Source organism: Paraglaciecola sp. 20A4, from assembly GCF_011378905.1.
Taxonomy (GTDB): domain Bacteria; phylum Pseudomonadota; class Gammaproteobacteria; order Enterobacterales; family Alteromonadaceae; genus Paraglaciecola.
On record NZ_WTPY01000008.1, the window covers coordinates 157,607 to 171,023 of the forward strand.

The following is a 13,417-nucleotide window of genomic DNA, read 5'->3' on the forward strand; positions in this document are numbered from 1 at the left end:
GCAATGACATTTTTAGGATCGCTACACTAGATGCAAATTTCGTTTATTATCCCCCATAAGGGGCGGTTTGAAATGTTGATTCAAACCATTGAGTCTATTGCAAAACAGTCTTTTGACTTGACTCAAGTCGAAGTGATTGTCGTCAGTCAAACGCCTGAAGTGCTAAATCAAGCCCTATCAGACAACCCTAGACTGCACATTAAACCTTTCTTACGTCAAGAAAGTGAGACCATTTCCGCCCTTAGAAATTATGGCGTTACACAATCATCTGGCAGGTACTTAGCGTTCCTTGATGCAGATATATACTTGTCTGAAAACTGGATAGAGGAAATGCAGAGTACGTTAGCCAGCGACACAAAACGTATTATCGTCAGTGCCATGCAAATATGTAAATCGGATGCCCCACCATTAGAGAAGATCCGCACTAGCCTAAGTAATGCTGAACTTGATGTGAATGTGGCCTTTTTGCCTGGTCGCAATTTATTTCTAACGCGTGAGGCATTTGCGGAAATTGGCGGGTTTCCTGAGCACTTAGTGACGTGCGAAGATTATTACTTTACTGATAAAGCCGCTAAACTTGGCGCGTTATTCTATACTTCTTCAGCAACCTATATACACCTTGGCGAAGACAAAACGCTTAAAGGGTTGTTTAACAAGGAAATATGGCGTGGTCAGTCAAACTTACAATCAATTGAAGGGAGGCATATTCCACTTCGAGAATGGCCAAGCTTTGTTGTACCACCAGCGATATTCTTATTTATCATAGCGAGTTTCTTACTGTTAATTTTTGGTCTACGGAGTCTCGCCATAGGTAGTTTGTTGATTGGGCTATTTCCTGTAATGGTATACAGTGTAAGATTGCAAAATATTAATAATTTGCCTGTTTCCTTTTTTCAAATATTTTCATTTTATATTGTTTATTTTCCTGCTCGAGCGATCGGTACCTTTGTCGGTCTTTTCAAATCAATTCGTATTAAGAACTCCTAAGGCTCTGTATCCATGACCCGTAAACTTAAAGTACTTCAATTTATTTGTCCTACCGGCTTTTACGGTGCAGAGCGTTGGGTACTGGCCTTAGCAAAACATTTAGACCCTAGCAGTGTAACGTGTGATTTAGCCGTAACCATGGAGCCCGGACAGAAGCCCTTAGAGCTGCTGAGCGAATATAAAAACCTTCACTTAAATACCCATATCATTGATATGAAAAATAAATTTGATTTAGGCGCCGTCAGTAGACTCGCAAAATTAATCCGCGAACAGAAAATCGATATTATTCATACCCATGGCTATAAATCAGACATTATCGGTGTGCTAGCAGCAAAGCGTGCAAACATTAAATGTATTGTTACGCCTCACGGCTTTGAAAATGCGAAAGACTTCAAACTACGTGCTTTTATTTGGTTAGGGTGTCAGTCGATGCGTTTCGCTCACAAAGTGGTCCCCCTATCACAACAACTTATGCGCGACGTTTTAAAAATGGGCGTGAAACCAGAAAACACCTTGTATATTCAAAATGGTGTTGACCTCTCTGAAGTTGAAGCAGAACCCGTTCCGCAACGCGCCAATCCTGAGTGCAAACGTATTGGTTTTGTCGGTCAAATGATCAGCCGTAAGAATATCCGCGACATACTGGATGTATTCAGTGAATTACACAAGAAACACCCAAATACCGCACTTATTTTACTAGGGGATGGTGATTCGCGCCAAGCCCTCGAAAAATACAGCAACACACTAGATTGCAAAAATGCCATTGATTTTCTAGGCTTCAGAGATGACAGACTAAGCCTACTCAAGTCTTTTGATTTATTTGTTATGACCTCCACGCTTGAAGGCATTCCTCGTTGTCTAATGGAGGCCACAGCCGCAGGTATACCAGTGGCAGCATATGATATTCCAGGAATTGATCAGCTAATTAATCATGAGGAAACCGGATTACTAGCAGCATTAGGAGATAAAGAGCGCTTATTAGAGTATTGGGAGAAACTCCTATTCGAACCATCATATGCACGTGAAATTGCTGAAAATGCCAAACAATTCGTATACGATAATTACTCGGCTCAGCGCATGGCTTCACAGTACAGCGAGTTGTTTGCAGATATGACAAAGGACAGTTAATGCAACAAGGAAAATCAGCGCCAGTTATATTCGTGTTATCCATTGATACGGAAGAAGAATGGGATTGGTCAGGGGCATTCCCTCAACAAAATGTAGACGTTAATAACGTTAATCTTTTGCCTCGCTTTCATCAACACTTGGCAGATCTTGGCGTGCGCCCTACTTATTTTGTTGATTACGCCGTTGCTAACTGTCATGACGCGGCGTCTAAAATGCGCGCTATTGCAGAGCAGAAAAATTGCGAAATAGGCGCACATTTACACCCTTGGTGTAATCCGCCTTATTTTAGCCCTGCGACTGATGAAAGCTCACATGTGATTAATCTTCCAGTGGAGCAGGTATCGCAAAAACTAGACGCATTAATGCAACTTATTCACCAGCAGTTTGCCGTGCAAGCCAAGTCATTTCGTACGGGGCGCTGGGGGATCGATTCTAAAGTACTTAATTTGCTGGTAAACGCTGGCATAAACGTTGATTCCAGCATTTATCCATTTTATAACAATGATTATTTCAGTTGTCATAGCGCACCGTCTTTGCCCTACTGGCCAGATTTAAATGATCCATTAAAAGAGTCTCAGCAAAAAGAAATTTATGAGTTGCCGGTTACCGTCGGTTTTAATCGGCCAAATTTTTCTTTTTGGAATAGTATTCATACTAAATTTGCTAGCCCGCCGTACAGTTGGACCCGTTTTAATGGTATTGCTTGGCATACCCAGTTACTGCGAAAACAATATTTGTGTCCTGAATTGTCAACGACTGAGGACATGCTGTCGTTATGTGAAACAGTTATAGGCAAGGGTTACCCAATATTGCACATGTATATGCATAGCTCGAGTTTGCTAGATAACAACAACAGTTTACTCGGCAACCAAAACGCCTACGAGTTTATTAGTCAATCTGTAGCGGAAGTAATTAAGACCCTAAGCGCTAAATATGCATTAGATTTTTGTACAATTTCTGAAGCCGCAGCCAAATTACAGTTAACTAAAGAGTAAAAGAATAAATGACGGTTCAAGTTCGCCTGGCAACCAATAAAGATGAGCCGCTTTGGAACAATTACGTTAATGCTCACCCCAGAGCCACGGCCTATCACCGTTTCGGATGGCTAAAAAGTGTCGAACAAGCCTATCAGCACAAAAATATTGCTGCCATCGCAATCAAAAATAATCAAATTGTCGGTATATTACCTTGTATTCAAATGCAGCGTCCTTTGCTACGTCCTACTTTTTGTGCTCTACCTTACTGTGATTTAGGTTACGCTCTGGGAGACGATAGCGCGATTGTCGAACGGTTGACCCAATTTATCAATCAGCAACTTTCGGCTGCCAAAGGTCAAAAATTCGAGTTTAGAGATTTGGTTGACGAGCCTGGTGAAGATTCGCAGATGGAGGGGCAAAAAGTACGTATGCTGCTATCCTTGCCAGAAACCAGTGAAGCGCTAATGAGTAGCTTCAAATCAAAATTACGCAGTCAAATCAGAAAGTCCGAAAAAAATGGACTGCGATATGAAATATATAAAAACGGCCAAGGACTTGACGATTTTTATCAAATTTTCGCTATTAATATGCGTAAATTAGGCTCACCGGTGCATAGCAAAGAATGGTTCAAGCATTTGTTGAACAACTATCAGGGTAACTACGTTTTATCTGTTGTATACAGTGATGATATACCTGTTGGTGCCGGGATAACCCTATCAAATAATCAAAGCACAGCTATTCCATGGGCCTCTACTGTCGCTGAATACAATAAGCTGGCGCCAAATATGCTGCTGTATTGGTCATTGCTCAAAGAAGCTTGTGATAATAATATGCGTTCGTTTGATTTTGGAAGGTCCACCTTCGGCGAAGGAACATTTCGCTTTAAAGCTCAGTGGGGGGCAGTGCCTCAATTATTAAACTGGTATAATGCAGCAAATCAAACCAGTCAAAATTTTGCCGTTCAAGATAATGATGAACGAGAAAGCGCCGAGAAAGGTCGACTAAGACCTTTAGTTGAGGCGATATGGTCAAAGCTACCTTTAGCCGTAACCACGTCAATCGGACCTCGGATCCGAAAACATATCAGTTTGTAAAATAATTTAATTAATTGCTGAATAAAAAACGACATTAACAACAAGGCCGAAAATATTATGTGTGGTATCGCGGGGTTTACGCAATTTAATGGAAATATGGGCAATGAACAAACCCTCAAGAGAATGGGAGATAGCATCTATCATCGTGGTCCAGATGCTGGTCGCGAATACTTAGACGAATATGTTGGTTTGGCCCACCGCAGATTAGCGATTATCGATCTCTCAGAAGCCGGTATTCAACCCATGTATTCTTATGATGAAAAATATATTATCGCCTTTAACGGCGAAATATATAACTTCAAGGCGCTGCGCGACCAACTGTCTGATGAAGGCTATCCATTTCGCACTCACACCGATACCGAAGTAATACTCGCACTCTATGCTATACATGGCGAAAAAATGCTAACCATGATAAACGGTATGTTTGCTTTTGCCCTATGGGATACCACCACAAAGCGTTTGTTAATTGCGCGAGATCGAATCGGTAAGAAACCACTTTATTACCTTAAGACGGAAACTCAATTTGCCTTTGGTTCAGAAATCAAAGCCTTGCTGACCTTGCCTAATGTATCAAGAGAAGTGCGTCTTGATGCGGTGCATGACTTCTTTGCTTATCAGTATGTACCCGACCCAAAAACGATTTTTACCGATATCCATAAATTACCACCAGCCCATTTTATGTGGGTATCACAGGACGGCATTCAAATTGAGCAGTATTGGGATGTCTCATTTAAACACGTGAGTGATAAGTCCCCGGCTGAACTCACGAGCGAGTTATATGCGTTGGCGACTGAGAAAACCTGTTCGCGAATGGTCAGTGATGTGCCCTTAGGTGCTTTTTTGAGTGGCGGCATCGACTCAAGCGGCGTGGTCGCCATGATGGCATTAAACAGTGATAAGCCCGTTAAAACCTGTTCCATTGGCTTTGATGAAGAACGTTTTAATGAAACCGAATTCGCCCAAATTGTGGCTGATAAATACCACACTGAACATCATGAGTTTACTGTTCATCAGAATGTAAAAGATAATTTAGAGGAAATCGTTGCTTACTTTGATGAACCCTTTGCGGACCCCTCTTTAGTCCCGACGTATTTTGTTTCACAGTTGGCGCGCTCACAAGTCACTGTAGCCATTGCTGGCGATGGCGGCGATGAGGTCTTCGCCGGTTATGAAAAGTATACTACCGACGCGTTAGAAAATAAGTTACGTCAGCGCTTTCCTGAGGCTCTGCGTAAAAAAGTGTTTCCTAAGCTGGCTAATTTGTTTGCAAAAAGTGAGCACCCACTGTTTAGAAAGGCCAAGTCTCTGTTAACAAGTCTGAGTCTAGAGCCGGCCATGGGGTTTTACATTACCAACTCGATGATCGATGACCGCTTATGGCAAAAACTAGCAACAGCTGACACGAAAGATAAACTCGGTGCGTATCATCCTAGCCAAGTCACCCTGGAAAATTACAACAAAGCGGACGGCCCTGATCACTTATCGAAAATTTTGTATACCGATATGAAAACATACTTACCTGGTGGGATCTTAGTAAAAGTCGATCGCATGAGTATGGCTCACTCACTAGAAGTGCGCGCCCCCTTGTTAGACAAAGACATTATTGAATTTTCAGCGACGCTACCTTCGGATTTAAAATATAACCAAGGTGAAAAGAAGTTCATTCTTAAAGAAGCGTTCAAACCAGTGTTACCTGACGATATTTTATATCGTAAGAAGATGGGCTTCTCAGTTCCTTTAGCTACTTGGCTTCGTAGCGAAATCAGAGACTTAACTGAAGACTACTTATTCACTAAATCTCACGGGATCCAGCAATATTTCGATATGGACGTGGTCAAGGACCTTTGGCAGCAACACCAAGACAAAAAAGCCGACCATAGTACGGTCTTGTGGAGCATGCTTATGTTCCAAATGTGGTGGTTCCGCTATATACAGCTAGATACTGGAGCTGAACAGTAGTGCAAGGTAGGATCTACTATCTCGATGTATTAAGAGCATTAGCCATAATGATGGTGTTTACTGCTCATAGTGTTCTGAGCTTCGGCGCACCTTCGAGTATTTCCGGGTTACAGTTCGGAGGCACAGGGGTTGATCTCTTTTTTTTACTATCTGGTTGGTTAATTGGTTCTCAATTATTTGCGGAAAAGTCAAAGTTCAATAATATCGATATAAAACGCTTTTGGGTTAGACGTTGGATGCGAACGCTACCAGCTTATTACGTCGTTTTGTTAGCAACAATTATTCAATTGGTGTTAACAAAGGATTCATTTAAAAGCCCTCTTCCCTATTTTGCATTTATTCAAAATTACGATTATCCATTGACCTATTTCTATATAAGTTGGTCGTTAAGTGTAGAAGAACAATTTTATTTAGTTATTGCTCCTCTTTTAGTAGTTGTATTTAAGTTTAAAGCATCTATTCAATCTATAGGACTGCTTACTTTGCTTATTACCCCTTCTTTGTTTAGAAGTTTGGGTTGGTTCGACTCGTTGGTTGAAACACATGTTCGGTGGGATTGTTGTCTTATGGGGGTATTTTTAGCGCATAGTGCACATCATTATTCTCATCAATGGGCAAATATGACTAAATTCAAGATACCAATTGGGCTAACAGGATTAACGGCTTTTCTATGTTTCTTTTATTTTCGCTGGAACCCACCGTATCAAGATTATCAAGATCCTAGCTTTCTGATATTAGCACTGACATTTGGCTGTTTAGTATTTTTTGCTGTCAATACTCCAGTGCTGACAAAACCTTTCGGTTATCAACTTATAATGCATATCTCAACACGTTCCTACTCGATATATTTACTTCACCCCGAGGCATTAGCGATATGTCGACGTTACTTCGCAGAGCAAGGTTTTCTCGTGCACTTTGCTGCTGCTTTAATCATCACATTATGTATAGCTGAAGTATTATTTAGATTCATCGAAATGCCATTTATTAATATGCGCAACAACTTTACATTCTCTGCCAAAAGACAAAAAAATGACCATTAATATCCTTCATCTTACGTACGACATGCGTATCGGTGGCACTGAACAAGTAATCAAAAACTTGATATTAGGTGCCGACAAAAGCCGTTTCACTATGTCGGTATTGTGCATCGAGTCTCCATTGGGACCTTTCGCAGAGGATTTAATTGCCGAAAACATTAACATTAGCGCGCTCTCGCGTAAACCTGGTTTTGATGTCAGCCTAATAGGTAAAATTCGTAAACATATTATTGAACACAAGATTAATATTATTCACTGCCATCAGTACACACCTTATGTTTACGGCGTATTGGGTGCACTACTAACACCTGCAAAAGTTATTTTTACCGAGCATGGCCGTTTCTATCCCGACTCTACCACTTGGAAACGCAAGTTAATTAATCCACTGTTGCATAAATTTACCGCTGCCACCACTGCAATTTCAGCAGCCACACGAGATGCATTAGTTGAATTCGAATATTTACCTCACGGCGATATCGACGTTATTTATAATGGCATTATCGGCGTTGCTGCGGATACTGAACGCGTAGCTAAATTGCACGAAATGTTTGAATTACCCGAAAACTGTGTTTTATTTGGCACCATCGCACGTCTCGATCCTATTAAAAACCATAACATGATGTTACGCGCATTTAAGCGTGTTATTGATGCAGGAATAAACGCGAAGTTGTTAATCGTGGGGGATGGCGACGAACGAGCAAATGTTGATGCTGTCATCGATGAGTTGGGGATATCAGAAAATGTCATAATGACGGGTTATGAATCCAAACCGCATAATCATTTAGAATTGATGAATATCTATTTGTTACCTTCCTTGAGTGAAGGTACATCCATGACGTTATTAGAGGCCATGTCACTGGGTAAGCCATGTATTGTAACAAACGCGGGGGGTAACCCGGAAATAGTCCTGCACAATCAAACAGGGCTGGTTACTCCAAACAATGATGAACACGCCTATGCAAAGGCGATGATCATGTTAGCTAAGGACCACGCTCGACAAGCAGCGTTCGGTATCGCTGCCAAAGCGCGATTCGAGGAAGTATTTAGCATTAATAATATGACCCAAGCATATCAAGCATTGTACTGGCAATTAGGTACCAATCATGTCGAAAATAAGTAAAAAATAACGAAATGAATTTAATAAAAAATGTAAAGCAACACTGCGCCTACCTATTTGGCTCATTTGTCGCTCACAGAGCACGGGTAAAACAGATTGTTGATGCTAGAGATTATGCATCAAGGATGCGCCACTTCTTGCACCACGTTAAAACGGAAGAAAACGTACCGGAAGATGAACCTGTTTTTATTTTTTCAGCTGGCTGGCGCTCTGGTTCAACACTCCTGCAACGTCTGTTGTCTTCATCTGAATCACTTTTGCTGTGGGGAGAGCCCCACGATAGAAGTAATATAATTCAGTCGCTGGCGTCGACTATAGAGCCTTTTAATGATAACTGGCCCCCGCGGAAATACATTGCCGATAACGAAGAGTTCAAGCAAAACGCGGATAAATGGATAGCCAATTTTTACCCAAGCGAAAACCGGATATTAGCTGCTCATAGAAGCTTCGTTCGCACACTTTTTTCCCCTAACATTGAAAACGAAGTGAGTAAAAGATGGGGAATCAAAGAAGTTCGTTACGGTTTGAAAGAAGCGGTATTTTTAAAAGCCCTTTTCCCAAACGCGAAATTCCTGTATCTGCGGCGCGATCTTAAAGACGCTTACTTTTCTTATAAAAACTTTAGCCAGCATATGAACTGGTATGCGAAATGGCCAAATAGTACCGTTTTTACACCTTATGCCTTTGCGAAACACAGAGCGCGTTTGGTCAAAGAATTTAGTCATGCGCAAAAATTAACAGGCGGCTTAATTGTTGATTATAATGATATAGTCTCAAACAATGAAACCCTTACTAACATCGAAAACTACTGCAATATAAAAATAGATCGAGGCGTATTAGAAAAGAAAGTAGGCAGCGCTTTAAACCAAGAAAAAGCAGGTAAACGCAAAGCCTCGATCGGCTCGTTTGAGTCTTGTTTACTGAATTTGGGTGATGTGAGAGGTAGCAAACCGCCTCTTAGATTCAGTCTAATCAAACGGGCACTAAAATTTATTGAACAACGCGCATATACTCCCTCAACGGCACAAAAGATACGCGTTAATTTCGATAAAAACGGAGATAAATTAGAGACGCTAAATACTCAGTATTTAAGCAAAACCTATCTATCAATGTTCACAACCGATGATCGTCCAGATTTTACGAATATCAACGATTTATTTATAGACTGCGGGGAGCCAGATAAACAAAGCCAGGACGAATGTTTAGGGGTGATTTTAGAAACGAGATGCCATCCATTATTAGAAAAAGTAGTGGTAGATTTTGTTAAGCGAACCGGTTACAAAGTCCAATTATTCCATGGAAACCTTAATTTGAGTTTTATTCTGTCTACTCAAATTAAACAACTCATTGAAAATAAGAAAGTCATATTGACCCCGCTTAATATTGATGAGGTAAATGGCAAAATCTACAATGCGATTTTTCTAAGTCACACATTCTGGACGTTATTGCATGGTCGTCAAAAAATATTCGTATTTCAAACTGACTCATTACTCTGCCCATCATCAAACGTCCCACTTAGTGAATTTATACAATATGATTATGTTGGCTCATGGTGGCCTAGGTTGAGGCCTATTGGGATAACAGTAGATGGCGGTAATGGTGGCTTAAGTATAAGAGACTGGCAACAAAGTGTAGATTGCTTAAAACGATTTGATCCGATTTGTTGGCCAGGTGGAGAAGATGGTTACTTTGCCTTTCATATTGATTTGATGGGTGGAAAAGTCGCCCGTGGACAAACTTGTGCAAGGTTTAGTACGCAATACCGTTTTTTATTTAAAAGTTACGGATGCCATAAAATTTCATGCCTGAATAAAGCTGACAAGAAAAAATTTTTACGGTATTTCAATGCTGCCTCGGTACTGATTGACGATGGCAGTACAACATAACATTAATGTGTTTAGCCAGCGCAATCCAATCATAGGTAGTGGTATTAGTAGTGGTATTAGTAGTGGTAATCCTATCCATAGGGTTACCCTCAAATATATAGAATGCGAGCCCTATCCTTACTTACTGAGCTTACATTTATTTAATCTCACAAATGAAAAATTCGTTATATAATAGTCATCTTGTTAGATATGGTGCCATTTTGAGTACCTATTGCAGTAAATAATTATTCTCTACAATTAAGAGCGAAAGAATTAATGAAGCTTTTCTATTTTGAAGCACCTGAAGGGAATGTTGGAGATGATCTGAACAAGTGGCTATGGCCACAAATTTTGGGTGATAAATTAGATGACAATGAAGAACATCTGGTTATTGGGATTGGAACACTGTTAAATCACAAAATCCCTCCAGCAAAAAAATATACCGTTCTGACCTCCGGTGTGGGATATGGTGACATGCCTAATTTATCCCAAGGTGATTGGGATTATGTGGGTCTTAGAGGACCTTTGAGTAAGCAAAGTATGTCTGTCACAGAAGATATTTCCCTCTTGGACGGCGCTTATTTACTCCCCCACTTTCTGAAAAGTTCAAGAGTTATTAAACACAAATTTGGTTATGTGCCCCATGTAGATAGTGTCATTAATGGACTTTGGGAAGAGACCGCGAAGATTGGAGAATTCAAATTAATAGATCCAAGATGGCCGGTTGAAAAATTCATCAATGAATTGCTAAGCTGTGAAAAGGTCGTAACAGAAGCGATGCATGGCGCTATTATGGCAGACGCTTACGGGGTGCCTTGGCAACCGACTAAAGCTTATGATTATATCAATGATTTCAAATGGAATGATTGGGCCGGTTCGTTAGATATGAAGATCGCTTTTAATATTATTGAGCCTACTTGGAAAGGTGATCAAGGTGAATCGATAAAGCGCATCCTAATAAATAACGTTAAACGCACATTAAAATTTGCAGGGCTTGCGTCAGCAGATTGGACTCCCGTACAACCAAGACAAAGTAATGCTGATCATTTGAAGATGGTTGCTGATAAAATTAATTTCAACGCCTCTAATCTACCGTTCCAAGTTTCTGATAAAGAATTGCGTAAAGAAAAAACAGCACTGCTTATTAAGAGTATTGAAGATAAATTCGCAGTTAGCATTGGCAAATTAGATTCAGATGTATGACTAAAAAAACGCTGTTCTGGTTATTATCGAACTACGACTTTGAGATCACTAATGCAATCAACTGTTAAACAAAATGACATAAGCAGCCCCTTGAAAGACATGAAGATACCAGAACCAAACGAACCGTTAATCAGTGTGATAATTCCCGCATATAACGCGCAGCGCTATATTGAGTCCACTTTGGAGAGTGTGTTTAACCAAACCTACAGCAATATTGAAATCATCGTTGTCGATGATGGTTCAATAGATGATACCCCAGCAATATTGGCAACCTATGCTGAAAGGCTGCAAACGATTAAGACCAAAAATAAGGGCGTATCACACGCTAGAAATACTGGTATTGAAGCATCAAATGGATCGTGGATCGCATTTATAGATTCCGATGATGTTTGGGGTCCTACAAAATTAAATGAGCAGTACTCTTCATTAGGCGACTGCAAATGGTCGCATTGTGATTCTGTTTATATAGGTGAAAACCAGACCGGTGTCGTGAAGCGTTCAGACTATAGTCACATACCAAAGCATGATGTCTTCGAAGAACTTATCGTTGAAAATTTTATTACGACATCATCAGTATTAATACATAAAACGTTGCTTGATAAATTTGGTCGCTTTGACGAAAGTCTACAATGCTTAGAGGATTGGAAACTTTGGGTAGAAATAGCGCAAGAAAACCCACTCGCTTATTGTGATAAAGCACTATTAAAATATCGTGTTTACAGCGGCTCTACATCGCGAAAGGCTCGTTACGTCCAGCCGTTACATATTGAGTTGATAAATAATATATTTAAAGCGCTGCCAAATAATAAGGTTTATAAAAAACTAAAAATACGCGCTAAGACTAAGTCCTATACCATTTGCTCTTATATAGCCGAAGAAGCCAATGACTTCAGCTTTGCAATGAAATGCGCTTATCAAGCTTGGCTGCTCAAACCAATAAACATTCAAGCTAGCAAACGTTTATTATCGTGTATGGTTAATTATGTGCGATTTCCCAATAAAGGCGATGGAACAACAGATTAAATCACGCAAATCCACGATAAATTCCACACGAAAAATATTTACCTAAAACCATCCGAATTTTCGAGCTAATTTCTGTCCATCGGTGTAAGTTCACAAGTTGAAAACTGGGGTTTCCCCCATTTAATAATCTATAGTGAAAGCAGGAATCTTTAGTGCAATTTTATCAGAATCAGTTTTCTAGTGAACACGACAATCACTATGTAGGTAATCCTACAAAAGTGCTTATAGTCGCATCAACAGCGCGCAGCGGAAGTCATATGCTTGGGCACGCTTTGCACACCACAGGCTGCTTTGGCTTTCCTCTCGAATATACCAACCCTGCTAATTTTAAAGAGTGGCAACGCCTTCTTAAAAAAGAGACGCTTCAAGATGTATTGAACGAGTTACAAACACGTCGAACATCGGATAATGGTGTATTCAGTATTAAAATACATTATTCGCATTTAAAAATGTATGGTGGATTTAAAGGTTTGAAAGCGTTATTTCCAGATGCTTATTACGTCTTATTGTCACGTAAAGATGTCATGAAGCAAGCTGTTTCATTATCAATCGCCGCCCAAACTGGAGTGTGGATATCAGGCCAAAAAGCCAAGTCTGATAATCCTAAATACGATTATCTCGCCATTAAACACTTTCTAAAGAATACCATCCTTGAACAAGCATCTTGGCGATATACTTTAGCTGCTAACGGAGCTAATTTTCTAGAAATGAATTTTGATACGATTAAATCTGATATTCCAGGTGCAGTATCTCAAGTTGCGTCTTTTATGAAAGTCGATGTTTTGCCTGAAAAAATCCCCTTAACGCTCGTTACCCAGCGGCAGAGTAACGAATTAAATTCAGAATGGTTAACACGCTTTCAGCAGGACCATAAAGATGATCCATTGGTTAACACTTCTCGCTACTTATCCTTAAAGGCAAGGGTAAGAAAATTATTAGCTAGAGACCACTCATACGTAGGATCTTAAGGAAATTAGGGGTTGAATGCATGTTCTAAATCTGATCAGATGTTTATCGCCAAACAAAC

Annotated in this window: 11 protein-coding genes; all 11 read left to right on the forward strand. The window is 40.2% G+C overall.

Annotation, left to right across the window (positions count from 1 at the left end; translation table 11 throughout):
* The first annotated feature begins 30 nt into the window (after positions 1-30).
* The 11 genes from GQS54_RS10850 to GQS54_RS10900 all read left to right on the forward strand — a co-directional run bounded on the left by GQS54_RS10850 (position 31) and on the right by GQS54_RS10900 (position 13,358).
* Positions 31-987: a glycosyltransferase family 2 protein gene (locus GQS54_RS10850; protein WP_166424000.1), complete on the forward strand. Its 957-nt coding sequence runs from the start codon at positions 31-33 to the stop codon at positions 985-987.
* 12 nt (positions 988-999) lie between these two features.
* On the forward strand, positions 1,000-2,115 hold the full coding sequence (locus tag GQS54_RS10855) for a glycosyltransferase (RefSeq protein WP_166424001.1): 1,116 nt from the start codon (positions 1,000-1,002) through the stop codon (positions 2,113-2,115).
* Positions 2,115-3,110 (forward strand): polysaccharide deacetylase family protein, encoded by a 996-nt coding sequence (locus GQS54_RS10860; protein ID WP_166424002.1) that lies wholly within the window; start codon positions 2,115-2,117, stop codon positions 3,108-3,110. The genes GQS54_RS10855 and GQS54_RS10860 overlap by 1 nt, the downstream gene beginning before the upstream one ends.
* An 8-nt stretch (positions 3,111-3,118) precedes the next feature.
* Positions 3,119-4,186, forward strand: coding sequence for a GNAT family N-acetyltransferase (locus GQS54_RS10865; RefSeq protein WP_166424003.1), 1,068 nt, complete (start codon positions 3,119-3,121; stop codon positions 4,184-4,186).
* A gap of 57 nt (positions 4,187-4,243) precedes the next feature.
* Complete coding sequence (gene asnB / locus GQS54_RS10870) at positions 4,244-6,145, forward strand: asparagine synthase (glutamine-hydrolyzing) (RefSeq protein WP_166424004.1); 1,902 nt, start codon at positions 4,244-4,246, stop codon at positions 6,143-6,145.
* Positions 6,145-7,185: an acyltransferase gene (locus GQS54_RS10875; RefSeq protein ID WP_346766568.1), complete on the forward strand. Its 1,041-nt coding sequence runs from the start codon at positions 6,145-6,147 to the stop codon at positions 7,183-7,185. Before asnB ends, GQS54_RS10875 begins: the two co-directional genes overlap by 1 nt.
* Positions 7,175-8,302: a glycosyltransferase gene (locus GQS54_RS10880; RefSeq protein WP_166424005.1), complete on the forward strand. Its 1,128-nt coding sequence runs from the start codon at positions 7,175-7,177 to the stop codon at positions 8,300-8,302. Before GQS54_RS10875 ends, GQS54_RS10880 begins: the two co-directional genes overlap by 11 nt.
* 11 nt (positions 8,303-8,313) lie before the next feature.
* Positions 8,314-10,185, forward strand: coding sequence for a DUF5672 family protein (locus GQS54_RS10885; protein WP_166424006.1), 1,872 nt, complete (start codon positions 8,314-8,316; stop codon positions 10,183-10,185).
* A gap of 255 nt (positions 10,186-10,440) precedes the next feature.
* Positions 10,441-11,367 carry a polysaccharide pyruvyl transferase family protein gene (locus tag GQS54_RS10890; protein WP_166424007.1) on the forward strand — a complete coding sequence of 309 codons (927 nt, stop codon included), beginning with the start codon at positions 10,441-10,443 and terminating at the stop codon, positions 11,365-11,367.
* Positions 11,368-11,418: 51 nt separating this feature from the next.
* Positions 11,419-12,390, forward strand: coding sequence for a glycosyltransferase (locus tag GQS54_RS10895; protein WP_277344132.1), 972 nt, complete (start codon positions 11,419-11,421; stop codon positions 12,388-12,390).
* 152 nt (positions 12,391-12,542) lie between these two features.
* Positions 12,543-13,358 (forward strand): Stf0 family sulfotransferase, encoded by an 816-nt coding sequence (locus GQS54_RS10900; RefSeq protein ID WP_166424008.1) that lies wholly within the window; start codon positions 12,543-12,545, stop codon positions 13,356-13,358.
* Positions 13,359-13,417 lie beyond the last annotated feature (59 nt).

Excerpts from the sequence above, each read along its gene's own strand:
- GQS54_RS10850 (WP_166424000.1), top strand. The coding sequence starts at position 31 with ATGCAAATTTCGTTTATTATCCCCCATAAGGGGCGGTTTGAAATGTTG.
- GQS54_RS10855 (WP_166424001.1), top strand. The coding sequence starts at position 1,000 with ATGACCCGTAAACTTAAAGTACTTCAATTTATTTGTCCTACCGGCTTT.
- GQS54_RS10860 (WP_166424002.1), top strand. The coding sequence starts at position 2,115 with ATGCAACAAGGAAAATCAGCGCCAGTTATATTCGTGTTATCCATTGAT.
- GQS54_RS10865 (WP_166424003.1), top strand. The coding sequence starts at position 3,119 with ATGACGGTTCAAGTTCGCCTGGCAACCAATAAAGATGAGCCGCTTTGG.
- asnB (WP_166424004.1), top strand. The coding sequence starts at position 4,244 with ATGTGTGGTATCGCGGGGTTTACGCAATTTAATGGAAATATGGGCAAT.
- GQS54_RS10880 (WP_166424005.1), top strand. The coding sequence starts at position 7,175 with ATGACCATTAATATCCTTCATCTTACGTACGACATGCGTATCGGTGGC.
- GQS54_RS10885 (WP_166424006.1), top strand. The coding sequence starts at position 8,314 with ATGAATTTAATAAAAAATGTAAAGCAACACTGCGCCTACCTATTTGGC.
- GQS54_RS10890 (WP_166424007.1), top strand. The coding sequence starts at position 10,441 with ATGAAGCTTTTCTATTTTGAAGCACCTGAAGGGAATGTTGGAGATGAT.
- GQS54_RS10895 (WP_277344132.1), top strand. The coding sequence starts at position 11,419 with ATGCAATCAACTGTTAAACAAAATGACATAAGCAGCCCCTTGAAAGAC.